The following is a 24150-nucleotide window of genomic DNA, read 5'->3' as shown; positions in this document are numbered from 1 at the left end:
ACCCGGACGACAGGCCTCAGGAGTCCTTGCACTGTGCCCGCCCGGGCCGCGCGGCCCGGTACAGCACCCCGCCGCGTTGCCGGAAAGCCCTGCCGGCTCCGCGACAAGGGCTCTCCGGTGCCTTGCGATGCACGGCACCGGACCACGCCGCCCTGATCAGGCATTCATCGTGCAAGGACCCCCTAGGGGGTGTTTCGAAAGTCCTGTGCGGTGCCCGCGGTGTCCGGTGCGTGCTCTCGGCGTGCCGGACGAAAGCGCTCGTACTGGATGTACTCGGGCTTTCGGCCGGTGCGGCGAGAGGGCGTGCCGGGCGCCGTGGGTGCTGTGCGGGACTTTCAAAACCCCCCTAGAACACCCCCCGCCGCTTCCCGCCGTACTGCTCCATCAGCCTGCCTCGGGTCATCTCCAGCCGGTGGGCGAGGATCTCGGCCACGATGCGGACCAGGGTGAGTCCCAGCGCCGGGTCCTCCTCGCAGAGTTTGAGCACCGGCCGCGCCTCGAACTCGTAGGAGCGCACCGGGCTGAAGGCCTCCGCGCCGAAGTCCCACCGGTACGGCGGGAACAGCCAGGACCAGCCGAGCAGGTCGCCGGCGCCGAGGGTGGCGACGGTGACCCGCTGAACCGTGGTGACCTGCTGGGTGAGGGAGACCGCGCCGGAGCGGATCACCCAGAACCGGTCGGCCGTCCCGCCGGCCTCGAAGATCCGGGTGTCCTCCGGGAAGGACACCTCCCGGCCGAGGGCCATCAGGCGCTGGCGCTGGGGCGGGGGGAGGGCGGTCAGCAGTTTCGTCGCTCTGGTCATGGCGCGGGGCTCCTCGCCGGCGATGGGTCCGGGGTTTTCCCTATGCCCATTTCAGCCGCTGCCGACCGCCCGGGCACCTCGGCGGACGGGACTTCCCGACGACGGCATGAGAAAGCCCTGGCTGGACGGGGGAAACCAGCCAGGGCCGCTCAGGTGGTGCGCGGGGGAGTAGGCTCCACCCCGCCACCACGTATGAATGAATCGTAAACCATTTTGGGGTGTCCGGTGTAGCCAAAACCCGGTCACGTGACCTGTTTCACTCCGAGGCAGGCCCTGGGACACGCCCTGGGAACGCCCGACTCATGCTCGGGCCCGGCCGTTTCGGGGCGCGGGAGCGCCTCCGGTTCACTCCGCGTCCCGCTGCACGACCCTGATCGTCTCGAACTTCGGATCGGTCGGATCGGGCAGGTTCATCCCGCCCTCCAGCCCGGTGCGCAGATACCGCAGCACGGGCTCGGTCAGCCGCTCGCCCGGCAGCACCGCGGGGATCCCGGGCGGATACGGCGTGATCATCTCGGCGGCGACCCGGCCGGCGGCCTTCGCCACCGGCACGCGCTCGGCCGGCCCGAAGAACGCGTCCCGCGGCAGCATTCCCTGCGCCATCCGCAGCTCGGCCGGCGGCGGTACCTCCATCGTGGGCGCGGGCCGCAGGCCCGGCGCGGCGTGCGCGAGGTCCTTCAGCCCGGTCAGCAGCTCCCCGACCGTCTCCCGGTCGTCGCCGTGGGTGATCTGGGCGCCGACGCGGCGATGGTCGGACAGGTGCATGTCGATCGCGTGGTGCTCGCGCAGCCAGTCGCCGGCCTGGAAACCGGAGATGCCGAGCCCGCTGAGGTCGATCACGACGGGCAGCGGATCGAAGGCGTCGGCCAGCTCCGGACCACAGAAGTCGTCCCTGCCGTTGACGTGCATCCCGTCGATCTGCTCGATCGCGGACCGCACCTCGGCCGCCAGCTCCAGGGCGCCGCCGATCAGCTCCCGGCCGTGCAGGGCCATCTGGCGCCGCCATCCGTCGAGCCCCGCGTACAGCAGTACCGAGGGGCTGGTGGTGCTCAGCAGGTCCGAGCGCATCTTCAGCAGCTCCGCCGGCACCAGGTCACCCTGGAGGTGGAAGACGGATCCCTGCTCCAGGCCGCTGCCCATCTTGTGGATGCTGGTCACGCAGATGTCGGCGCCGGCGTCCATCGCCCAGGACGGCAGGTCCGGGCAGAAGGGCAGGTGCGCCCCCCACGCCTCGTCCACGATGAGCGGCACCGAGCGGCGGTGGCAGACGTCGGCGATGGCCCGCAGGTCCGCGCAGGCGCCGTACGGCGTCGGACTCGTGACCAGTGCGCCCTTGGCGTCGGGGTGGGCTTCGAAGGCCTTCTCGAACATCTCCGCCGACGGGGGATGGGCCAGATGCCGCTCGGCGTCCCACCGCGGCTCCACCCAGACCGGCTCGATCCCGGACAGGATCAGCCCGGACACCACCGACTTGTGCGCGTCCCGCCCGATCAGCAGCTTCTCGTGCGGACCGGCCACCGACAGCATCGCCGCCTTGACGGACAGCGAACTCCCGCACGTCGAGAAGAAGGTGTGGTCGGCGTGGACCGCGTCCGCCATCAGTTCCTCGGCGCGCTCCAGGACGCGCCCTCGGGTGAGCCGGTCGTCGAGACCGCCCGACGCCAGCACGTCACCGAGGAACACGGCGTCGCCCAGGACCTCCCGCACGTCGGGATCGGCGCCGCGCGCCTGCTTGTGACCGGGCGGCGAGAACGCCAGCCGACCCCGGCGGTGATATTCGACGAGGGCTTCCAGTACGGGTGCGCTGGTGTGATCGACCGACATGTGATCCGGGTGCCCGCCGGGCCCGCACGCAATCCCGCCGGTCCGAGGGGCCGGGACGGAAGCCCTGGTCAGGGCTCCGTGTGGTGTCCCGGCGTCACGATCTCGTCCAGCACGCCGACCACCGCCTCGTACGCCAGACCTCGTATGTGCGCCTCCCGCGCCGCTTCCGGGTCGGTCCGCCCGAGGTCCTCGCTCTTCGTCCGCCAGGTGCGCAGTTCGTCGCGCGCGCGGGCCCTGGCCCGCTGGATGCGGCGCAGCAGTTCGTCCGAGTCCACAACATCCGTCATGCGTTCCGCCTACCCAGGTGTGGCGTGTCGATGACCCGGAAGGGTGCCCGGTGCAGGTTTGGCCCGGCGCCAGGGGGCCAGCCGGACTGTAGGAGTCGCGCCGTCGGCAGGGAGAGGGCCGGGCGCGACGGCGCGGCCGGTACCTACGACCCGCGCCCCTCATCCGCACACGCACAGCCGGGAGGACCGCCGGCCGGGGCACCCGCCCCGTGTCGACGGCCGCCCCGTCCACCATTGGCTGGAAACCACCAGGGGAGCGAAAGGATGCGTACCAACCACTCGACCGACCCCATGGGCGCACCGGACCGCCGGGTCCGGCGCGACTGGCCGGGGCCGTGCCGCCCGGCCGACGTGCGGGGCGCCGTCCGGCGCGCGGTCGCCGGGCGCTGCGGCGCCACCGGCTGCCCCTACGACGAGGAGGCCCTCTCCGACGCCCTTCTCGTCGCCTCGGAACTCACCACCAACGCGATCCTGCACGGCGGCGGCATCACCGACTTCGACGTCGACGTCGAGGAACGGGCCGTGCGGGTCTCCGTCAGCGACCGCAGCGACCGGATGCCGGTGGTCGCCGACCCCTTCGACGCGGAGGGACGCCACCGCACCGGCGGTCGCGGCTGGCCCATCGTCTGCCGGCTCTCACGGGACGTCCGCGTATCGGACCTGCCGTCCGGCGGCAAGCGCATCACGGCCGTCGTGCCGGTCTTCTGACAGGGGGCGGGCGGCTTCGCGGGCCACGCGCGCCACCGCGACGACTCGCGAGCCCACCCGACCCCGATCCACCGCCGTGGGAAGCCCCGCAACAGGCTTCCGGCGTCCCGCACGGAGGCTTCCGGCGTCCCGCACGGAGGCTTCCGGCGTCCCGCACGAGGGTTCCGCTGCCCTGCCTCTACGACGCGGGCCGACCTCCGGCGCGGGGTCACCGACCCGTCAGGCAGAACACTCCGCGCCGCGCCCCCATCACGGCGGGCACGCCCCCACCGCCCTTCGACGCCCCCGCCGGCCCTGCGCGTGCGTCCCGGCGGCCACTGGCGCGGTGAGGGTGACGGCAGCCGGGCTTGATGACGCAGGGGGCCGCGCCCTCGCACGGCCGGGGCACCACCCCGACGCCCCGCCGGGCACTCCTGGCCGTCCCTGCGACGTCCGAGACTCACCCCGCCGGCCCGTGCCCGCCGCCCCGTCGCGCCTCGCCCGCCGCCCGACCGGGCACCCGCGCTCCGTTTCCGTCACTCCGAGCGTCCTGCTCCAGGCGGCCGCCTTCCGCCCCGTCCGGGCCACCCCTTCCCCCTCCCGGCCGGACCCCGCCCCGCGACCAGCCCTTCCGGCCCTCTGCTCGTCACCCCACCACCCCCCACGACACCCCTTCGATCCCCACCTCGGCTCCGCCCTCGCCCCTCCGGGCCCTCTCCCCGTGCATTCCTTTCTCAGGGGCGGAGTTTGTTCGTCCGGGCGTAGGGCAGACGGAGGTTCGTGCTTCGGACCGGAGGCGCGCCAGCGGGAGATGTGTACCGACCGCTCCGGGCGCTCCAGGTGCCCCGGACGGGTCGAACCTCCCTATGACAGTCACCTGAAACCACCGTTCAGGAGCGATTCCGCATGCTCATCGACATGTCGACAAGCCGTTCTGCCACGTCTGCCCCCGCCCCCACGCAGTCACGGCGGTCCCACGACGACGCTCCCGACACCGCCAGCCAGTTCGTCCGGCTCTCCACCATGGAGGAAGGGCCCGAGCGCGACGCCGTACGAGACGAGATCGTCACGGCCTGGCTGCCCATGGCCCACCGCATCGCCGGCCGCTTCCGCGACCGGGGAGAGGCGATCGAGGACCTTCGGCAGGTCGCGGCACTCGGCCTGGTGAAGGCCGTCGACCGCTTCGACCCCGAACGCGGCGCCTTCGAGAGCTACGCCGTCCCCACCATCACCGGCGAGATCAAGCGGCACTTCCGGGACCGCATGTGGGCGCTGCGCGTCCCCCGCCGGGTGCAGGAACTGCGCAACAAGGTGCGGGTCGCCCGCCGCGAGCTCGCGCAGAGCCCCGGAGCCCCCGAGCCCTCGGTCGCCGACCTCGCCGCCCACACGGGGCTCACCGAGGAGGAGGTCGCCGCAGGCCTGGAGGCCCTCGAGAGCTTCAGCACGCTCTCGCTGGACGCCGAGCTGCCCGCCGGCGACGACGGCTACAGCCTCGCGGACACCCTCGGCGGCCCCGACGCCTCCTACGACGTCGTCGTCGACCGCGAGTCCGCCAAGGAGAGCCTGCGCCGCCTGCCGGAGCGCGAGCGGGCCATCCTCTACATGCGCTTCTTCGAGGACATGACGCAGAGCCGCATCGCCGACCGGCTCGGCATCTCGCAGATGCACGTCTCCCGGCTCATCAGCCGCAGCTGCGCCCAGGTCCGCGAGGAGGCCCTGGGACGGAGCCACGACGGCCGCCGCTGAGGCCGGCGCCGACGACCGGCGCAGCACCCACCCACCGTTACGTACGGACAAGGAGCAGACCGAATGCTGATGCCCCATCCCGCCGTCCTGCGCACCCTCGTCGACGAGTACGAGGCCGTGACGGCGAACGGGTCCGCCCAGGGCAATCCGCGGGCGCAGGACCTCGCCTACACCCTGTGCGTGTCCACCGGGACCCGCGACATCGCACTCGCTCTGGAAACCGCGCGCCGCTGGCTCGCCGCCGCGTCGGACGTCGACGCCGGTGCCGTCGCGGCACGGGGTTCGCGCACCGACGACGGACCTCACGTCTACGCATGACCGACGGACCGCGGGCCGCCTCGGGCCCGCGGCCGACGCCGACGCACCACGGCGCAGCCCGGGACACCCGGGCTGCGCCGTGGTGCGCCCACCACCCCCGTCCGCATGTCCGGCCCACGCCCCCACCGCCCGCCACCACCTTCAGCGGACGGCCCGCCCCCGTCACACCGCCCGCACCGCCCACCGCCCCTGTCCGCACGGCCCGCCCGCGCCCACACCGTCCGCCACCACCGTGAGCTGCGGCCCCTCGCCGCCCGCACGGCCCGTCCGCTCCCGACGCGCCCGTGTGCGGGGCCGCAGCCGGGGCATCCGGTGTCCGACCCCAGCCTCTCCCCGACATCCTCACAGGAGGTCCAGATGAATGCAGGAGCCGTGGCGCGCAACGGCAGACTGGAAGCCGAGCGCGCGGCGCGGGGTTCGGTCACCAGGGGGGCCGCTCGGGCCGGGCTGGCCGCCCGCGGTGTCATCTACCTGCTGGTGGGAGCGCTGGCCCTGCAGATCGCCTTCGGTGAGAACAAGCGGCAGCAGGCCGACCGGCAGGGCGCCCTCGCCGAACTCTCCGACCGGCCCTTCGGCTCCGTCCTGCTGTGGGCTCTGGGGATCGGGCTGGTCGGCATGGCGCTGTGGCGGCTGTCCGAGGTCGTCTTCGGCTCGGTCGGACCCGAGGGCCGCTCGGCCCGCAAACGCCTGCTCGCGCTGGCCCGGTGCGCGTTCTACAGCTTCGTCGCCTACTCCGTCCTGGCGTTCGCCGCGGGTTCGGGCGGCGGAGGCGGATCGAGCGACGAGCAGTCCCGGGACGTCACGGCCCGCCTGCTGGAGATACCCGCCGGACAGTGGATCGTGGGCGTGGCCGGCGCCGGCATCGTCGTCGCCGGGGTGTGGATCGGCGGCCGGGCCGTGCTGCGCAAGTACCGGGACAAGATGCTGATGGGGCGGATGTCCCCGGCCGTCCGCCGGCTGGTGGACGTCACCGGCGTGGCCGGCGGCGCGGCCCGCGGCCTGGTGTTCGCCGCCGCCGGGGCCTTCGCCGTACGGGCGGCGATCGACTACCGGCCCGACCAGGCCAAGGGCCTGGACGACACCCTCCGCTCCCTCGCCGACACCCCCGCCGGTCCGGGGCTGCTGGTCTGCGTCGCGGCCGGCCTCGTCCTCTTCGGACTGTTCTCCTTCGCCATGGCCCGCTGGCGCAAGGTCTGAACCCCCGCCGGTCGGGGAACCCGGGGGAGATGAACGAATCCGAGTTCCCGCAGGACGGACGGCCCGTGGACATGTATCTCGATCTCCTGCGCGTCCGCATGGACAGCGAGGACTTCGAGATGCTGCTCAAGGTCGTCGCGCCCGCGCTGCGCGCCCTGGACGAACAAGCCCCCGACACGCTCGACTTCGCACTGGATCCGCAGGAGACCGAGGACCTCCCCCAGGAGATCCGCGACGAGGCCGCCCTGGTCATCGCCACGGCGGTCACCGGCCGGCTGGACAACCAGCTGGTGGAGATCCACGTCGACGGCACCGGACCGGTACGGGTGGTGACCGACGCGGTCACCGCCTCCGACCCGGCGCGTCTCGCCGAGATCGCCGGCTGCATCCGACAACGCCAGAGCGACACCGAGGAACTGCGCGGCATCGCCGCCGCGAGCGGTCTGCCCACGGACTTCTGACCGTGGGCAGGCCCTCGGGCCTCACCGGGCCGGCGGAGCGACCGGAACCTCCAGCGGCCGGGCCAGACCGACCACCGCCTCGTCCAGACGGTGCAGATGCCGCAGCACCCGCTCGGTCACCCGGCCGTACCGCGGCACCCCCGGCACCTGCGGCTTCAGCAGCGAGGCGATGCTGGGCCCGGTCAGCACCTGAGCCCGGCTGTGCTCGTCCTGCACGCGCGCGGCGATCGCGCCGATGTTGTGCAGGATGCGCTGTCCCGCCCCGCGCAGCCGCGGATCCGCCGCTATCGAGGGGTGCGTGGGCAGCAGCTCCGCCGTCGCCGCCAGCGACCGCGCGTGATAGGCGCAGGTCTCCAGGAGCGCCACGACATAGCGGGCCGTGTCCCGCCGGGTCCGTAGCGGCGTCACGGGATGCGTCAGCGGCTGGGTCGCCGCCCGTAGATCCGCCAGCGCCTGGTCCAGGTCCCGGGCCCGGTCCAGCAGATCGGACGGCGGACCGCCGCTGAGCTGCTCCACCGCGCCCTCGCTGACGTCGGTCAGCCGGTCCAGCACCGTCGTCAGCAGTTCGTCGGTCCGCCGGTCCGTCCGCACCGGCAGCACCAGCGCCGCCGCGACCACCCCGCAGGCCGCCCCCAGCGCCGTCTCCTCCACCCGCAGCACCAGCACCGACAGGCTGTAGGTGTGCAGCAGCGTGTAGAGCACCCCCAGCGCCGCGGTCACGAAGAACGACATCAGCGTGTACGACAGCGGCGCGGTGTAGAACATCGCGAACACGCACAGCAGCACCACCGCGAACGCCGTCCACGTGTGGTGTCCGACCAGCCCCGCGAGCGCGATGCCCGCGACGACCCCGAGGACGGTGCCCAGCAGCCGCCGGTAGCCCTTGACCAGGATCTCCCCGGTCGAGGCGGTGTTGATGAACACGATCCAGCAGGTCAGGACCGCCCAGTACCAGCGGTGCTCGGACAGCAGCTCGCCGCCCAGGATGGCCAGCGACGACCCGACCGCCACCTGCACGGCCGCCCGGGTGGTCGGCCGGCGCAGTCCGCCGGCCTCGTCCTTCTCGTCCCGCTCCTCGTCGGCCCCGCCGATCGCCGCGTCCTCCGCGTCCAGCTCCTCACGGGAGCGGGCCGTCTCGGGACTGTCGTCCGACTCGTCCTGCGGCCCGCCCAGCGCCATCCGCAGCCCCAGCACCGCCCGGGCCGCCTCACCGATGCCCCGGAACACGTCCTGCACGGCCGGGGAGGCCTGCGGCAGGTTCTCCTCCTCCCGGTACCCCAGCAGCCGGTTGCGGACCTGCGCCAGCCCCGTCCCCGTCACCTCGGCGACGGGCTGGCGCACGAGCTGCCCGAGGGCGGCCAGGTCCCGGCGCAGCGCGTCGGTCGCCCCGTCGCGCACCGGGAGCCGCACCGAAGCGGGCATCTGGGCGCCCGGCAGGTGCAGGGTCAGGGTGTCCGCCCGCTCGGTGCTGCGCGCGGTCAGCACCAGCAGGCCCAGCCGCTCGGCGGCGATCTCCGCGTCCGCGATCCGGCGCTGCACCAGCCGGGCCGTCGTCTCGTCCGGGGTGCCCTCCTCCAGCCGGCCCTGGATCATCAGGGCCGACTCGTGCAGCCGGGCCGTGCCCTCGCGCACCCGCGCGAGCGCCTTCTCCACCTCGTCCGGGCCGGCCTCGAACAGCTCCCGCTGCGCGTCCAGCAACTGCGCGAGCCGCGCCCGGAAGGCGCGCCGCAACCGCCGGAGGATCCCCGTCGGCGTCTGCGGCACCAGCGCGAACCGCGCCACGGCGCCGCACGCGAACGCCACGGCGATCGCCCCGCAGAACCCCGGCAGACTGGCTCGCGTCGCGCCGACGAACAGGGACAGGAAGTAGACCTGGAAACCGATCAGCCCGAGCGCGGTGCCCCGGTCGCCGAACCGGCGGCCGTAGACCGCGCAGAAGATCAGGACGACGAAGAACAGGTCACCCGCGACCCGGTGCGCGCTGAGCAGCGACGCCGTCGACACCGACGCGAGGGCCACCGGCAGTCCCAGCGCCAGGGTGACGGCCTGCTTCCCGCGCTGCTTCTCCCGGACGGCGAAGGTCGCGACCATCGCCGCGATGGCCCCCGCCACCAGGTGCTGCACGTCCGCACCGAGCAGGGCGAGCACGGCCAGCGTCAAGGAGATCGCGCCGACCGTCCGCAACCCCGCGGCCAGCCGCAGCAGCCCCGGATCGGACGCCGCGACCCGATCCGGCCACCGCGCCCCCCACGACCGTGTCGCCGTCCTCACGCCGCCGTACTCTCTCCCGTCTCACCTCACGCGGGCCCGGGGCCCGCGCCCGGCGTTCCGTCCGGGCCCGCCGCGCCCTCCACCCGGGCCCGGACCTCCTCCGGAGTCAGATAGCTGTCGGTGTACTCGAAGTCCTTCAGCTTCGCGGGCCGGCGGGCCTGGAAACCGGTGCGCACGAAGTCGTCGCCCGCGAGGGCGTTCAGCGTCCAGTTCGTCAGCACCCGCGCCTTGGCCACGCCCGTGCGCAGCGCCGACCAGTGGTAGCCGCGGGCCACCGCCTGCGCGGGCAGCCCCCGCAGCTCCACGCCGAGCGGCTTGGAGACGGCGTCGGTGCCGCCCAGGTCGACGACCAGCCCCAGGTCCTTGTGCACGTACGGCTTCTTCGGCTGCCCGCGCAGCGTCGCCAGGACGTTGTCGGCGACGGCCCGGCCCTGCCGCATCGCGTGCTGCGCGGTCGGCGGGCACACCGCGCCCTCCTCGCCCTTGGCCTCGTCGGGCACGGCGGCGGCGTCGCCGAGCGCGAACACCCCGTCGTGGCCCGGCAGACACATCTCGGAGGTGACGGCCAGGCGTCCTCGGACGGTCTCCGCTCCGAGCGTGGCGATCAGCGGGCTCGCCACGACGCCCGCGGTCCAGATCAGCGTGCGCGTCGGCACCACCCGCCCGTCGGTGAAGGTGACCTCCTCCGGCCCGGCCTTGGCGATGGACACGCCCAGCGAGATGTCGATGCCGCGCCGCCGCAGCACCTCCTGCGCGCTGCGGCCGAGCTTGTCGCCCAGCTCCGGCATCAGCTTCGGCGCGATGTCGATCAGATGCCACTTGATCAGACCGGGGTCCAGGCGCGGGTAGCGCTTGACCGCGTTGTGGGTGAGCAGTTGCAGACAGGCGGCCGTCTCGGTGCCGGCGTAGCCGCCGCCGACGACCACGAACTGCAGCCGGGAGGCCCGCTCGGCGGGGTCCTGGCTGGCGTCGGCCAGATCGAGCTGCGAGATGACGTGGTCGCGGATGTAGGCGGCCTCGGCGAGCGTCTTCATCCCGAAGGCGTGGTCGGTCAGCCCGGGAATGTCGAAGGTGCGGGTGATGCTGCCGGGCGCCAGCACGATGTAGTCGTACGGCTCGTCGACGATCTCGTCGGTGATGGTGCGGATGACGCAGACCTTCGCCTTCAGGTCCACGCCGATGGCGCCGCCGGGGATGATCCGGGTGCGGTACTTGCGGCTGCGGCGCAGCGACAGGGCGATCGACTGGGGCGTCAGCACCCCGGAGGCGACCTGCGGCAGCAGCGGCAGATAGAGCTGGTAGCTGAACGGCGTCACCAGGGTGACGTCGGCCTCGCCGGGGGCGAGCCTGCGTTCCAGACGCCGAACGCACCCCACTCCCGCGAAGCCCGCGCCCACCACCAGGATCCTGGGTCGTGTCACGATGTCCATCCCTTTCTGCGGCTCCGAGCGGTCTGCCCCGACGTCATGCGCGTGCCCACCGGGCGGCTCTTCGCACCTCATCGATCCCACCGTGGGCGAAGCGGTTCCGCCAGCCGGGCGGCGCAAGCAGACGAACGTTTCTCCTGATTCTCCTGAGGCCACCGTCGTACCCGCCGAAGGGCCCGTGTACGCCCGGTCCGTCCGGGTAGGCCGACGTACATGACAAGTGTGGTGTCCGGAGGGTGAGGGCGTGGCGTGCGCGGAGGGCTCCGACGACGGCCGGCGCGAATGCCGGGAGGCGACGGCACGACGGGTCGCCGACGCGGTGGAGAGCCTGGTGACCTGCTGGCTGGCCGCGGCCGAGGAGAGCGCACCCCGGCTGCCCGCCCGGCAGTTGCTCGCGCTGCGTACCGTGCGCCGCCGGCCCCGGCTGAACCTGACCGCCCTCGCCGACCATCTCGGCATCGGGCTGCCCACGGCCAGTCGGCTGTGCGACCGGTTGGAGGCGGCGGGGCTGCTGGAGCGGAGTGTCCCGCCGGGCAACCGGCGCGAGGTGCAGCTCGCCCTCACCGCCTACGGGCAGCGGGTCCTCACGGACGTCACCGAACGGCGGGTGCACCGGCTGGCCGGCGTGTTCGAAGCCATGACGCCGGCCCAGCGCACCGCCCTGGAACAGGGTCTGTTCGGCTTCCACCAGGCCCACGGGACGGCTGCCGGGAGCACGGCGCGGAACGACTGACCGGCGGTCAGGCCCGCAGGGCGCGGCTGTCGACGTGGCACAGCAGCAGACACACGTCGTCGTCGCGCTCGGAGTCGCTCAGCATCGGGTCCAGGATGCGGTCCGCCGAGGCGTCCAGGTCGCCGTCGAGCTCGTCGGTGCGGAACGCGCCGAGCGACGCCGAGAGCCGCTCGATGCCCGGGTCTATGCCCTGGGCCCGCCGTTCGACCAGACCGTCCGTGTACAGCGCCAGCGTCGAACCGGGTTCGAGGGGCACCCGGTGGTCGGCGATCTCCTGGCGCAACGGGATGCCGAGCATCGCCCCCGGCTTGGCGTCCAGGGTGCGCACCCGCCCGTCCGGGCCGCGCAGCACCGGCGGCGGATGCCCGGCGGCCGCCCACGTCAGCACGGGCTCACCCGGCTGGAAACGGGCGATCACCGCCGTCGCGTACAGGTCGGGCTGGAGGTGGTGCAGGAACGTGTGCAGCCGCGTCAGCAGCACCCCGGGGCTGCCGCCGTCGACCGCGTACGCGCGCAGCGCCGTGCGCAGCTGGCTCATCATCACCGCCGCGTGCAGCCCGTGCCCGGTCACGTCGCCGACGACGGCGATCAGGCTGCCGTCGGGCTGGCGGAAGGCGTCGTACCAGTCGCCGCCGATGTTCAGCCCGTACGTCGCCGGCAGGTAGCGGGCCGCCAGGTTCAGGCCCGGCGGGGTGGGCAGGTCGGTGAGCAGGGCGCGCTGGAGGGTCTCGGCGATGTCCCGGTTGTGCTCGAAGCGCCGCGCGTTGTCGAGGGCGATGCTGGCCCGCCGGGTCAGTTCGATCAGCATGACCGCGTCGTCGGGGTCCCAGCGCCCGCCCGGCGGGGCGAGCGTCAGCACGCCCAGCGGCGCCTGCCGTGTCGCCAGCGGCACGCACAGCAGCGGTCTGGTCGGGTGCAGCGCCGACGGCGGCTGGTCGTCCACGCCCGGCAGCCCGCCGGGATGGTCGGCCGCGTACTGCGGCCGACCGGTGCGCGCGGCGACCACCGCGGCCGCCGGGTGCGGGGCGGGCGGGGGCCGGTCGTCGCCCTCGTCCTCGAAGAGCCAGACGTCGACCGAGCGGGCGTACTCCGGCACCAGCAGCTCGGGCAGCCGGCGCACGATCTCCTCGTGGTTCAGGGACGCCGTCAGCACCGCGCTGGCATCCGCCAGGAACGTCAGCCGGCGCCGTGCGCTCTCCGCCTCCTGCCGGGCCGCCCGCTCCGCCGCGAACGCCTCGCGCTGGGCCCGCCCGGCCGCGTCCAGCTCGGCGTGCAGCGCCAGGACGCCCTGGTTGGTCTGGTGCAGCTCCTCCCGGTGGAAGGCGACCAGCTCCTCCTGCTCGGCGAGCCGGTCCAGGACGACGGTGGTGTCCTCGTCGGCGCCGAGCAGGGCCTCCGCCAGCACACCCGGGTCCTCCGCCACACCCGCGTCGACCGCGGCGTCGCCCGGCTCGGGGCAGGGCACGGTCACGCTCCACGGCGTTTCCGCGGCGGGCGGCCAGGCGGCCACCTCGGCGCGCAGCCGCCCCTCGGCCGTCTCCAGCGTGAGCCGCCAGGTGCCGCCCTTGGTCAGGCACTGACGCAGCCGCCCGCTGAGGGCGCTCGCCAGCCGCGTCCGCTCCAGCGGCGCGACGCCGAACGCGGCGGCCATGCGCGCGGTCGCGATCCGGGCGCGTGCCGCGTCGGTGACGGTGATGATCTGCCAGGTGCGCATCATGGGCGGTCCGGCGGGGTCGGGGACAGGACGGCCACGGCGGTGTCGTCACGCACCGGGCGCGCGGAACTGCTGGTGTCGCGGACGGTCACGGCGGCGACCACCGCCGGGTCGGACGCCAGCACACGAGGGTCGGAGGGCGGCACCCAGCGGCTGGGCAGCCCGTCGCTGTGCAGCACCAGCAGACGGTCCGCCCCCCAGGGCAGCACGGTCTCGGGCAGCGAGCCGGGCCGGTGCACGCCCACTATGCCGGGCCGGGACAGCAGATGGCGCCAGGAGTCGCCCTCGCGCACCCGCGCCCCCACGTTCCCCACGCCGGCGAACCGCAGCAGCCCGGCCCGCACGTCGAGCTGGGCCAGCGAGACCGCCGCCCCCCGTGTGCCGCGCAGGGCGCCGTCCAGGCGGCGCAGTATCTCGGCGGGCCCCAGACGCGCCGAGCGGTGCACCTCCTCGACGGCCGCGGTCGAGGCGCGGGCCGCCTCCGGGCCGTGTCCCAGCCCGTCGGCGAGCATCAGCGTCAGCCGGTCGTCGTCGCGCACCCACGTCCAGGCGTCGCCGGAACACTCGGCGCCGGCGAACGGGATGTTCACCCCGCCGGCCCGCGCGGGCGCCCGGTCGGCTCCGTCGGCCTTCGCCGGGGCGCCGATGCGGGCCAGGGCGACCGTGCCGCGTCCCGGGGCGCTGTGCAGGTCGAAGTCGTCGGCGACCCGCCGGCAGGTGCCGAGACCGGCGCCGAGCGAGCCGGCCGTGGAGAACCCGTCGCCCAGCGCCGCCGGGACGTCGGTCATGCCCGGGCCGTGGTCGACGGCCGCGATCTGCACGACCGTCGGGCCCGGCCGGCCGGACGGCGGGGCGACCGCCTCCACCAGCAGCTGGCCGCCGCGCGCGTGCTTGAGGAGGTTGGTGGCCAGCTCCGTCGCCACCAGCGCGGCGGACGCCGTACGCGGCCCGTCCAGACCCGCGAGCGCCGCGGCCTCCTCCGCGGCCACGCGCGCGTCGCGCACCCGCGTCGAATCGTGCACCGGGACGTCCCAGACGCGGGGCATCAGGACTCCTCGCGCTGCCGGGGCGGCCGGGCCGCCCACGAGGTCACCGTGACCGTCGTACCGGACCCGGGCGTGCTGTCGATGGCGAAGTCGTGCACCAGCCGGCGCGCACCGCCCAGCCCCATGCCGAGCCCGCCGCCGGAGGTGAAGCCGTCGCTCAGCGCCTGCTCCACGTCGGCGATGCCGGGCCCGTGGTCGGTGAAGGTCAGCCGCAGCCCCTGGTACCGCCCGTCGGACACCCGTGTCGTCTCCACCTCTCCGCCCCGGCCGTACACGAGCGTGTTGCGGGCCAGTTCACTGGCGGCGGTGACCAGCTTCGTCTGGTCCACGAGGCCGAAGCCGAGGGCGGCGGCCGCCTGGCGCACATGCTGGCGCACCCACACCAGGTCCAGCTCGGAACGGATCGGCAGGCGGGCCTCGACACCCGCGGCCGTGCCGCTCACCGCGGCTCCCGGCGTGGGCCGCCCGGGAGCGGCACGGCCACCTGCCCGAGAAGCCCGAGAGCGGCCTCCGTGCTCAGCGCGGTCCGCAGCCCCGGCAGCGTCAGCCCCAGCTCCACCAGGGTGATCGCGACCGCCGGCCGCATTCCGGCCACCACGGTCTGGGCGGCCAGCAACCGGGCGTTCGCCGCGATCTCGGCCAGGACGCGCCCGAGGAAGGAGTCGACGATCTCCACCCCGGAGATGTCGATCACCACACCGGTGACCCGGCTGTGCGCGATCGCCTCCACGACGTCCTGCTGGAGCTGCTCCGCCGCGCCGTCGTGCAGGTCGCCCTGGAGGGTGATCAGCAACACTTCGCCCAGCCTGAGCACCGGCACGGGGTTCGCCGCGCCGGCGCGGTAGAAGTCGTCGTTCACCGTGGACCCGCACCGCCGGGCGTCGTCTGGACGATGTCGGCGCCCAGTCCGTTCAGGGCGTACGCCAGGGCGTCGGCGAGGCCGGCCCGGGTGACCACGGTGCCGAGGTCCAGCCCGAGGTGGACGATGGTCTGCGCGATCGCCGGCCGGATGCCGGAGACCACGCACTCCGCGCCCATCAGCCGCACGGCCGCGACCGTCTTCATCAGGTGCTGCGCGACCAGCGAGTCGACGGTCGGCACCCCGGTGATGTCGAGGATCGCGTACCGGGCCTGCTGGTCGACGACCGCCTGGAGCAGCGTCTCCATCACGACCTGGCTGCGGGCGCTGTCGAGCGTCCCGATGAGCGGCACGGCGACGACGCCGTCCCACAGCCGGATGACCGGCGTGGCGACCTCCAGCAACTGCATCTGCTGCCGGTCGATCAGGGCCTGCACCTCGGTCAGCGCGGTCTCCATGACCACCAGCCGCAGCGTGCCCATGAGGACCGTCAGAGCCGTCGCACACTCCCGGAGGTGCTCGGGCGGCGCGTCGGGCAGGTCGGCGACCAGAAGGTTGACCACCGGCGCCCGCAGGGCGTCCACCTCGCCGGACACCTGCGCGGTGCTCAGGCCGGAACGGGAGCGGGCGGCCGTCATCCGGGCCAGTTGCTCGCGCACCACCGTGAACCCGGCGCCGTCGGAGTCCTCCATCCGCCCCGCCAGGGCGACCTGGGCGAGGGCGTCCACCACGCTCCTGCCCGCCTCCACCGCCTCGTCCCGCGAGACGGTGAACACCGTCCGGAACAGGGGTTCGTCGGCCCACCGCTGGGCGATCTGCTCACGGCGGCGGCTCAGGAAGGCCCCGACCTCCTCCGTCGGCGTTCCGTGCTGCGCGGCCGCTTCGTGCTCCGGCACTGCTTCACTCCTCCATCTGCGTCCTGCGCCGCGACTCCGCCGCGGCGACGGGACGGCCCTGTGACCCTTGCCGGACGACAACCCTAACCACCGGCCGCTCGGCTGCGACACCCCGCTCCGCCCCGTCGGCCCGCCCGTGCGGCACCGAAGGGGACGGCCGCCCGAAGGGGCGACCGCTGTTCGATCACCGAGGCGACCGGAGGGGCACCGGGGCCGCGGCGTACGGGGGCGCGCCCGGCGGGGGCGCGGGCTGACAGCGGACGGGAAGCCTGCGAGAGTGTGACCGTGACGTCCCCCTCCTCGCCCTCCCCGCGACCGCGGCCCCGAGAGGTGGCGCGGGTGACCGCACAGAGCGCGGAGCTGCTGGAGGTCCTGTGGGGCCGCGCCTCCACGGCGCCGGTGTCCGCCTCGCAACTGCGCGTGCTCTTCATCCTCGAACACCATGAGGGCATCAACCTCCGCACGCTCGCCGAGTCGCTCGGCTCCACACCGCCGTCCACGAGCCGGCTGTGCGACCGTCTCCAGGCCGTGGGCTTCGTCGAGCGCAGGCCCGCCGACAGCCGCCGGGAACTCCAGTTGTTCCTGAGCCGGTCCGGCCGGGCTTTCCTCGCCGATCTGCGCTCGCGCCGCGAGAACGCGCTGGAGGCCGTCCTCGCGCAGATGCCGGCCGCGGGTCGCACGGCGCTGCTGCGAGGGCTGGAGGCCTTCTGCGACGCCGCGGCCGCGCGGATCCACGAACCCGACGCCCCGGACGCCCGCACGGCCTGACGGTTCTCCCCGCCCATCCCGCCCACGCCTGCCTCCGTGATCCCTCCCCGCTGACCGACCCACACTGTGTTTCCTCATCCGTACTGTTGTCAAATGACAAGTATTGGAGCGCGGACGGCCGCGCCTTCGCGCGATCACGGGCGCGGCGCGCGGCCGGTCAGGCCTCCACGTCCCCCGGTGCCTGCCGTGAACCGTCGATCAGCGCCAGCGCCTCGTCCACCTTGTCGGAGACCGGGACCGTGAGGCTGACTCCGGTAAGGTCCAGAACCCGGCGCACGGCGGGCGTCGGATTGATCACATGCACGCTGCCGGGCAGACCGCGCGCCTCCTGGTACACCCGCAGGATGATGTTCATCCCGGACGAGTCCATGAACGGCACCGCCGAGAGATCCAGCAGGAAGTGCCGCCTGCCGTGATGGAGCTGGTTCGCCAGATGGGCCTGGAACTCGGTCGCGGTGTCGAGATCCAGATGCCCCTCGACCGTGACCAGGGCCACGTCCTCACGGGGAAGGGTGACCTCGACGGACAACGGGTTCTGGGCGATGGACACGAGTACCTCCGAAGACTGAGGGTCCGGGCTGCGTACCCCGGCGGGCGACTGCGGTACGACGCGGGCGCGGGCGGCGGGGGCCTACGACACCTGGTCACGTCGGCACCCCCTTCCACCCGCGGCCCGCAACGTCGCACCGCGCCCGAGCGGCTACCCCGGAACCGGAAGCTCATGCACCGGCCCACGGGAAGAGCCGCCCGACCTGCGCACCGGCCCACGGGAAGAGCCGACCGGCCCGACGCACCGGGCTCACCGGAAGGAGCCGACGGCCGACCGGCGCACCGGGCCCGGCCGAGGAGCCGACCGCCCCGCGTACCGGCCCACCGGAAGACCACCGCCCGGCGCACCGGGCCGGCCGGAAGAGCCGCCCACGGCGGCGCGCCGGACCGCCGGGAGAACCGGCTCCCGGCGTGCCGGCCCGTCGGAAGACCGGCTAACCCAGCCTCATGCCCACGATGCAGGTGTCGTCGTCCGTGTCGGACCGGCTGTAGGTGAGCAGCCGGTCCAGCTGCTGGTCCAGCGACTTCGGAACGGTGCTCGCCTGGCTCAGCAGATGCGTCAGGGACTCCTCCACCGACCGGTCCCGCCGCTCGATCAGACCGTCGGTGTACATCAGCAGCGTGTCCCCGGCCGCCAACTGGATCTCGGTCTCCTCGTACGCCGTCTCCGGCACCGCACCCAGCAGCAGTCCCCTCAGCAGCGGAAGCGGCGCGGCACCCGACTCGCGCACCAGGACGGGCGGCAGATGACCTGCCCGCGCCCAGCGCAGGGTGCGCCGCACCGGGTCGTACAGCCCGCACACCGCCGTCGCGGTGACGGCGCCCGTGAGGTGGTGCGCCACGATGTTGAGCCACGACAGCAGCTGGCCCGGCCCGGCGCCGGTCACCGCAAGCCCGCGCAGCGCGTTGCGCAGCACCACCATGCTGGTGGCCGCCTCGATGCCGTGCCCGGCCACGTCGCCCACCGACAGCATCACCAGCCCGGACGGCAGCACCACGGCGTCGTACCAGTCGCCGCCCACGAGCTGCTCCTCCTCGGCCGGCCGGTAGCGCACCGCCACCTGCAGACCGGGAACCTCCAGCGGCGCCCGGGAGGGCGGCATGATCGCCTGCTGGAGCTGGAGCGCCAGCCGCCCCCGCTCACTCGCGTGCTGTTCGGTCTGCGCGAGCTGGTCGCGGGTGGCGGCGAGCGCGACCTCCGTCCAGTGCTGCGCGGAGATGTCCTGGTAGGCCCCCCGGACGGCGACCAGCCGCCCGTCGGTGTCCAGGACCGGCTCGGAGACGATCCGCATGTGCCGGGTCACCCCGTCGGGCCGCTGGAGCCGGAAGGCCGCCGAGGCCGGACGCCGGTGGTGCATCAGCGTGCGCAGGAACCGCCCGATGGCGACGCCGTCGTCGGGGTGGGCGTGTGCCGCCAGCTCCTCGATCGGCACCGGCGCGCTCGACGGCGCCCGGCCGTAGAGGGCGAACAACTGCCCGTTCCACGTGATCTCGCCGGTGAGGACGTTCTCCTCGAAGCCGCCGATCCGGCCGAGGCGCTGCGCGTGCTGCAGCAGACTCGCCAGCCGGGCCGTCTCGTCCTCGATGCGCCAGATCAGCAGCACACAGCTGCCGTGCCGGCTGATGCTCAGGTCCGCGACCGCCGACAACGGCACCTCGTCGACGAGCGCGGTCAGGCTCATCCGGCGGGCCCGGAACGGCTCCCCGGTGGCGTGGACGCGCTCGATGCGCTGGAACAGGTCGCTGCCGCCGGCGGCCATCGGATAGGCCTCCAGCAGCAGCGCCCCGTTCACCACCGCGCGCGGCCGGCCCGCCGGGTCGAGGAAGCGGTCGTTGACGTGCTGGATGCGGAAGTCCACCAGCTGCCCCGACGCGTCGATGTGCGGGACGAGGACGAGAGCCGGATCGTGCAGCCCGTCCGCCAGGTCCATCAGCTCCGCGGCGTCCGGCAGCACCCGCGGCTCCTGCTCGGCCCCCTCGGCGAGGGGATACGACTGGAGCGTGTGCGCGCACAGCTCCGCCAGCGCCTCCACCTGACGCACCACCTGCGGCGGCTGCGGTTCCAGCGGAGCGGGCCAGGCGATCTCCAGCACTCCGTGCACCCGCCCCCCGGTCCCGGCGGGCAGGGCGACCCGGCCGCCGTCGGGATAGGTGTGCCGGCCGATGGTGGGCAGCCCGGTCTCGGCGAGGGAGCCGATCCACTGCCCAGCGAGCTCGGTCAGCCCGCGGCGCGCCACCGTGGCGACGTCCGGAGGAACATAGCGCCAGCGCGAGGCCTCCGTGGGGGCGAAGCCGGCAGTGCCGGCCAGGGTCAGCGATCCGTCGGAACCCGCCGCCCAGATCGCCACGGCCACCGCGCCCAGCGGGCCGAGCGCGTGCTGCAGCAGCGAGTCGGCGACGGCCTGCGTGTCGTGCGCCGCGAGCGCCGCGCTCTCGGCGGCGCGCAGCCGCACCGCGGGCGAGGACTCGGCCGACGTACCGGAGTCCGAGACCGTGGCGAGGAACGCGTCGGTCAACTCCGACAGCCGGTCCCTGGCGGCCTGGTTGATGACGTCCACCGCGAACTCCAGCGGACTCACCCCGGCCTGCTGGGCCAGCTCGGTGAGCTGCCGGGCCGCCTCGGCCGGCCCGCATCCCAGGCGCTCGACCAGGATGCCCTTGGCCAGCTCGACCAGCGCCCGCCCCTCGGCCTCGGCCTGTGCCTCCCGTACCTCCCGCCGCAGACGCTGCACGGTGGCCGCGAGACGGCCCACGGGGGAGGAGGAGTCGGCGGAGGACCCGGGCGCCGAATCCTGTGCGGAGGGCGGCGCCAGGGTAGCGCCGGGCACGGCGGACAGGACGTCGGGGACGTCCTGCACCGCCGGCGCCCGGTCGGGCGGACCGTCGGTCCTGTCGTGCGGCTGTTCGGGAATGCTCACGGTGTGACGACTCCTCGGCAGGACCGCCCGGCAACCGCCGGGACGGGCGCGCTCACGCGGTCAGCCAGCGGCGGACACAGGACATCAGGTCCTGGGTGTCGACGGGCTTGGTGACGTAGTCGCTGGCCCCCGAGGCGAGACTCTTCTCCCGGTCTCCGGGCATCGCCTTCGCCGTCACCGCGATGATGGGCAGGTCAGCGTACTGCGGCATGGTGCGGATCTCCGCCGTCGCCGTGTACCCGTCCATCTCCGGCATCATCACATCCATCAGCACGAGTGCGACGTCCGGGTGGGTGCGCAGCGTCTCGATGCCCTCCCGCCCGTTCTCCGCGTGCAGGACCCGGATGCCGTGCAGCTCCAGGATCCCGCTCAGCGCGAAGAGGTTGCGCGCGTCGTCGTCCACGACGAGGACCGTACGGCCCACGACGGCGTCGTCGACCGGCTGGGGCGCGACCGGACGCGGCTCGTCCGCGCGTACCAGGGCGAGGACGTCGCCGGGCTGCTCGGCCGACAGGTGCAGCGTGATGCGCTCGCGCAGCTCGTCCAGGCTGGACAGGAACTCCAGCGGCCGGCCCGCCGCACGCGAGTGCAGCGTCCGCTCCTGGGCGAGGTCGGCGCGGTGACCGCTGTGCACGAGGACCGGCACGCCGGCCAGCGCCGAGTCGCCCTGGAGCGCGTCCAGGAAGCGGGAGGCCTCCGCGTCGGGCATGCCGAGCTCCAGCACCACGCAGTGGCACGGTTCGGCGGCCAGTGCCCCCGCGGCCTCCTGCGCCCCGACGGCGGTGACGATGTCGACCGGCGGTGGGGTGCCGTCGTCCCGGCCGCGCGCCATGTCCGCGACCACGCTCTCGGCGACCAGGGTCAGCAGACCGCGCGGCCGTTCCTCCACCACCAGCAGCCGGCGGGGCCGCCGACTGGAGGAGCCCGTCGCCAGCGGCAGTCCGGGGGAGGCCGCCGTGAGCGGCAGGGCCTCGGTGTCCGGGTCGCGATCCACCTGCCGTCCGCTGCCGATCAGCTCCTCGAAGTCACCGCGGGCGACCGGCAGGAAGAGCGTGAAGGTGCTGCCCCGGCCGGGCGTGCTGTCCACCGTCACCGCGCCGCCGAGCAACTGCGCGATCTCCCGGGTGATCGACAGCCCGAGACCGGTGCCCCCGTACTTGCGGCTCGTGGTGCCGTCCGCCTGCTGGAAGGCGCCGAAGATGGTCTCCAGCTGCTGCTCCGGGATGCCGATGCCGGTGTCCTTGACCCGGAAGGCGACCACCGTGCCGCCCCGGACCACGCCCTGGGGCACCTCCTCGGACGCCACCGGCTCGATGCGCAGCTCCACACTGCCCTGCTCGGTGAACTTCACCGCGTTGGACAGCAGGTTGCGCAGCACCTGACGCAGCCGGGAGTCGTCGGTGAGCAGGTCGGCGGGGGCCCCGGCGGCCGTGCTGATCGTGAAGTCGAGGCTCTTCTGCGTCGTCATCGGACGGAACGTCGCCTCGACGTACTCGATGAGCTGTCGCAGCGGCACCCGCTCCGGCGAGACGTCCATCTTGCCCGCCTCGACCTTCGACAGGTCCAGGATGTCGTTGATCAACTGGAGCAGGTCCGAGCCGGCGGAGTGGATGATCCCCGCGTACTCGACCTGCTTCGGGGTCAGGTTGCGTGAGGGGTTCTGGGCGAGCAGCTGGGCCAGGATCAGCAGGCTGTTGAGCGGGGTGCGCAGCTCGTGGCTCATGTTGGCCAGGAACTCCGACTTGTACTTCGACGCGAGCGACAGCTGCTGCGCCCGCGCCTCCAGCTCCTGCCGCGCCTGCTCGATCTGCAGGTTCTTCGCCTCGATGTCCCGGTTCTGCGCCACCAGCAGGGAGGCCTTCTCCTCCAGCTCGGCGTTGGAGCGCTGCAACTCCTCCTGCTGCGCCTGCAACTCGGCCGAGCGGGCCTGGAGTTCGGCGGTCAGCCGCTGGGACTCGTCGAGCAGTTCGTCGGTGCGGGCGTTCGCCACGATCGTGTTGACGTTGACCCCGATGGTCTCCCGCAACTGTTCCAGGAAGTCCCGGTGGATCTGCGTGAACGCGGTCACCGACGCCACCTCGATGACCCCGAGCACCTGCCCCTCGAACAGGATCGGCAGCAGCACCAGCGCTCCGGGCTCCACCTGCCCGAGCCCGGAGGAGATGACGACGTACCCGGCGGGCAGATCGTCGACGGTGATCGTACGGCGGCTTCTCGCGGCCTGACCGACCAGCGAACGGCCGAACGGGATCCGGGCGGGCCGGGAGTCGCCGTCGGGGAAGCCGTAGGCGCCCACGAGCCGCAGCTCCGGGCCGTCCGCGCCGTCCTCTGCGAGGTAGAAGGCGCCGTACTGGGCGGAGACCAGCGGCACCAGCTCGTCCATGATCAGCTCGGCCACCACCGGCAGGTCACGGTGACCCTGCATGAGGCCCGAGATCCGGGCGAGGTTGGTCTTGAGCCAGTCCTGCTCCTGGTTGGCCCGGGTGGTCTCGCGCAGGGACTCCACCATCGAGTTGATGTTGTCCTTGAGCTCGGCGACCTCCCCGGAGGCCTCCACGTTGATCGACCGGGTCAGGTCGCCCTCGGCGACCGCGCTCGTGACCTCGGCGATGGCCCGCACCTGCCGGGTCAGGTTGCCGGCCAGCTCGTTGACGTTCTCCGTCAGCCGCTTCCAGGTGCCCGAGACGCCCTCCACCTCGGCCTGGCCGCCGAGGCGGCCCTCGGTGCCGACCTCGCGGGCGACGCGGGTGACCTCGTCGGCGAAGGCGGAGAGCTGGTCGACCATCGTGTTGATGGTCGTCTTGAGCTCGAGGATCTCGCCCCGGGCGTCGACGTCGATCTTCTTCGACAGGTCGCCCTTGGCCACCGCTGTCGTCACCAGCGCGATGTTGCGGACCTGGCCGGTGAGGTTGTTCGCCATCGAGTTGACGTTGTCGGTGAGGTCCTTCCAGGTGCCGGCCACGTTCGGCACGTGCGCCTGGCCGCCGAGGCGGCCCTCGGTGCCGACCTCGCGGGCGACGCGGGTGACCTCGTCGGCGAACGCCGACAGCGTGTCCACCATCGTGTTGATGACGTCCGCCAGTGCGGCGACCTCGCCCTTGGCCTCGACGGTGATCTTCTGCGACAGGTCGCCGCGCGCCACCGCCGTGGCCACCTGGGCGATGGAGCGCACCTGGCCGGTCAGGTTCGACGCCATCACGTTGACGTTGTCGGTGAGGTCCTTCCAGGTGCCCGAGACACCCCGGACCGTGGCCTGACCGCCGAGGTTGCCGGCCGTGCCGACCTCGCGGGCGACGCGGGTGACCTCGTCGGCGAAGGCGGAGAGCTGGTCGACCATCGTGTTGATGGTGTTCTTCAGCTCGAGGATCTCGCCCCGGGCGTCCACGGTGATCTTCTGCGACAGGTCGCCCTGCGCCACCGCGGTCGCCACCTGGGCGACGTTGCGGACCTGCGCCGTGAGGTTGCCCGCCATGAAGTTCACCGAGTCGGTCAGGTCCCGCCAGGTGCCCTTGACGCCCTTGACGTCGGCCTGTCCGCCGAGGCGGCCCTCGGTGCCGACCTCGCGGGCGACGCGGGTGACCTCGTCGGCGAAGGCGGAGAGCTGGTCGACCATCGTGTTGATGGTGTTCTTCAGCTCGAGGATCTCG

Annotated in this window: 20 protein-coding genes; 7 read left to right on the top strand and 13 right to left on the bottom strand. The window is 73.5% G+C overall.

The window, feature by feature from the left end; all coding sequences use genetic code 11:
* Positions 1 to 346 precede the first annotated feature (346 nt).
* From ACZ4YY_RS17495 to ACZ4YY_RS17485, 3 genes are all read right to left on the bottom strand, one after another.
* A complete protein-coding gene (locus ACZ4YY_RS17495; RefSeq protein ID WP_468290299.1) occupies positions 347 to 802 on the bottom strand; it encodes a cyclic nucleotide-binding domain-containing protein in 456 nt (151 codons plus the stop codon).
* Positions 803 to 1147: 345 nt separating this feature from the next.
* Positions 1148 to 2626: an aminotransferase class I/II-fold pyridoxal phosphate-dependent enzyme gene (locus tag ACZ4YY_RS17490; protein WP_468290297.1), complete on the bottom strand. Its 1479-nt coding sequence runs from the start codon at positions 2624 to 2626 to the stop codon at positions 1148 to 1150.
* A gap of 68 nt (positions 2627 to 2694) precedes the next feature.
* Positions 2695 to 2913 carry a hypothetical protein gene (locus tag ACZ4YY_RS17485; RefSeq protein WP_468290294.1) on the bottom strand — a complete coding sequence of 73 codons (219 nt, stop codon included), beginning with the start codon at positions 2911 to 2913 and terminating at the stop codon, positions 2695 to 2697.
* 264 nt (positions 2914 to 3177) lie between these two features.
* On the opposite strand from ACZ4YY_RS17485, the gene ACZ4YY_RS17480 reads away from it, so the two are divergent.
* The 5 genes from ACZ4YY_RS17480 (at position 3178) to ACZ4YY_RS17460 (ending at position 7322) form a co-directional block, all read left to right on the top strand.
* Positions 3178 to 3621: an ATP-binding protein gene (locus ACZ4YY_RS17480; RefSeq protein ID WP_468290291.1), complete on the top strand. Its 444-nt coding sequence runs from the start codon at positions 3178 to 3180 to the stop codon at positions 3619 to 3621.
* 885 nt (positions 3622 to 4506) lie between these two features.
* Positions 4507 to 5346, top strand: a complete 840-nt coding sequence (locus ACZ4YY_RS17475) for a SigB/SigF/SigG family RNA polymerase sigma factor (RefSeq protein WP_468290289.1) — start codon at positions 4507 to 4509, stop codon at positions 5344 to 5346.
* 63 nt (positions 5347 to 5409) lie between these two features.
* Positions 5410 to 5664 carry a DUF5133 domain-containing protein gene (locus ACZ4YY_RS17470; protein ID WP_468290287.1) on the top strand — a complete coding sequence of 85 codons (255 nt, stop codon included), beginning with the start codon at positions 5410 to 5412 and terminating at the stop codon, positions 5662 to 5664.
* A 357-nt stretch (positions 5665 to 6021) separates the two neighbouring features.
* Positions 6022 to 6861: a DUF1206 domain-containing protein gene (locus ACZ4YY_RS17465; RefSeq protein ID WP_468290284.1), complete on the top strand. Its 840-nt coding sequence runs from the start codon at positions 6022 to 6024 to the stop codon at positions 6859 to 6861.
* Positions 6862 to 6890: 29 nt separating this feature from the next.
* Positions 6891 to 7322, top strand: coding sequence for a hypothetical protein (locus ACZ4YY_RS17460; RefSeq protein WP_468290281.1), 432 nt, complete (start codon positions 6891 to 6893; stop codon positions 7320 to 7322).
* 21 nt (positions 7323 to 7343) lie between these two features.
* Here ACZ4YY_RS17460 and ACZ4YY_RS17455 read toward each other — a convergent pair whose 3' ends face one another.
* Positions 7344 to 9593 (bottom strand): FUSC family protein, encoded by a 2250-nt coding sequence (locus ACZ4YY_RS17455; RefSeq protein WP_468290279.1) that lies wholly within the window; start codon positions 9591 to 9593, stop codon positions 7344 to 7346.
* A gap of 26 nt (positions 9594 to 9619) precedes the next feature.
* Positions 9620 to 11023, bottom strand: coding sequence for an NAD(P)/FAD-dependent oxidoreductase (locus ACZ4YY_RS17450; protein ID WP_468290278.1), 1404 nt, complete (start codon positions 11021 to 11023; stop codon positions 9620 to 9622).
* Between the two features lie 241 nt (positions 11024 to 11264).
* On the opposite strand from ACZ4YY_RS17450, the gene ACZ4YY_RS17445 reads away from it, so the two are divergent.
* Positions 11265 to 11753 (top strand): MarR family winged helix-turn-helix transcriptional regulator, encoded by a 489-nt coding sequence (locus tag ACZ4YY_RS17445; RefSeq protein WP_468290275.1) that lies wholly within the window; start codon positions 11265 to 11267, stop codon positions 11751 to 11753.
* 7 nt (positions 11754 to 11760) lie between these two features.
* Here ACZ4YY_RS17445 and ACZ4YY_RS17440 read toward each other — a convergent pair whose 3' ends face one another.
* Genes ACZ4YY_RS17440 through ACZ4YY_RS17420 form a run of 5 tightly spaced genes read right to left on the bottom strand, consistent with a single transcriptional unit; the run spans position 11761 to position 16268 of the window.
* Positions 11761 to 13470 (bottom strand): PP2C family protein-serine/threonine phosphatase, encoded by a 1710-nt coding sequence (locus ACZ4YY_RS17440; protein ID WP_468290273.1) that lies wholly within the window; start codon positions 13468 to 13470, stop codon positions 11761 to 11763.
* Complete coding sequence (locus ACZ4YY_RS17435) at positions 13467 to 14513, bottom strand: anti-sigma regulatory factor (RefSeq protein WP_468290270.1); 1047 nt, start codon at positions 14511 to 14513, stop codon at positions 13467 to 13469. The genes ACZ4YY_RS17440 and ACZ4YY_RS17435 overlap by 4 nt, the downstream gene beginning before the upstream one ends.
* Positions 14513 to 14956 carry an anti-sigma regulatory factor gene (locus ACZ4YY_RS17430; RefSeq protein WP_468290267.1) on the bottom strand — a complete coding sequence of 148 codons (444 nt, stop codon included), beginning with the start codon at positions 14954 to 14956 and terminating at the stop codon, positions 14513 to 14515. Before ACZ4YY_RS17430 ends, ACZ4YY_RS17435 begins: the two co-directional genes overlap by 1 nt.
* Entirely contained in the window at positions 14953 to 15372 is a 420-nt protein-coding gene (locus tag ACZ4YY_RS17425) for an STAS domain-containing protein (protein ID WP_468290264.1), read from the bottom strand. The genes ACZ4YY_RS17430 and ACZ4YY_RS17425 overlap by 4 nt, the downstream gene beginning before the upstream one ends.
* Positions 15369 to 16268 carry an STAS domain-containing protein gene (locus ACZ4YY_RS17420; RefSeq protein WP_468290261.1) on the bottom strand — a complete coding sequence of 300 codons (900 nt, stop codon included), beginning with the start codon at positions 16266 to 16268 and terminating at the stop codon, positions 15369 to 15371. Before ACZ4YY_RS17420 ends, ACZ4YY_RS17425 begins: the two co-directional genes overlap by 4 nt.
* 339 nt (positions 16269 to 16607) lie before the next feature.
* On the opposite strand from ACZ4YY_RS17420, the gene ACZ4YY_RS17415 reads away from it, so the two are divergent.
* A complete protein-coding gene (locus ACZ4YY_RS17415; RefSeq protein WP_468290258.1) occupies positions 16608 to 17036 on the top strand; it encodes a MarR family transcriptional regulator in 429 nt (142 codons plus the stop codon).
* 157 nt (positions 17037 to 17193) lie between these two features.
* On the opposite strand, the gene ACZ4YY_RS17410 is transcribed toward ACZ4YY_RS17415, so the two are convergent.
* The 3 genes from ACZ4YY_RS17410 to ACZ4YY_RS17400 all read right to left on the bottom strand — a co-directional run.
* Positions 17194 to 17586, bottom strand: coding sequence for an STAS domain-containing protein (locus tag ACZ4YY_RS17410; protein WP_468290255.1), 393 nt, complete (start codon positions 17584 to 17586; stop codon positions 17194 to 17196).
* Positions 17587 to 18019: 433 nt separating this feature from the next.
* The gene (locus tag ACZ4YY_RS17405; protein WP_468290253.1) at positions 18020 to 20503 is read right to left on the bottom strand and encodes a SpoIIE family protein phosphatase; all 2484 of its coding nucleotides are present in this window, start codon (positions 20501 to 20503) and stop codon (positions 18020 to 18022) included.
* 52 nt (positions 20504 to 20555) lie between these two features.
* Positions 20556 to 24150: HAMP domain-containing protein (locus ACZ4YY_RS17400; RefSeq protein WP_468290250.1), on the bottom strand; the 3595-nt coding region annotated here is incomplete at its 5' end.

It is taken from the genome of Streptomyces sp. NPDC030143 (assembly GCF_055573695.1).
The sequence above is the reverse complement of the archived record's forward strand: the minus strand, read 5'-3'. Positions and strand labels throughout refer to the sequence as shown.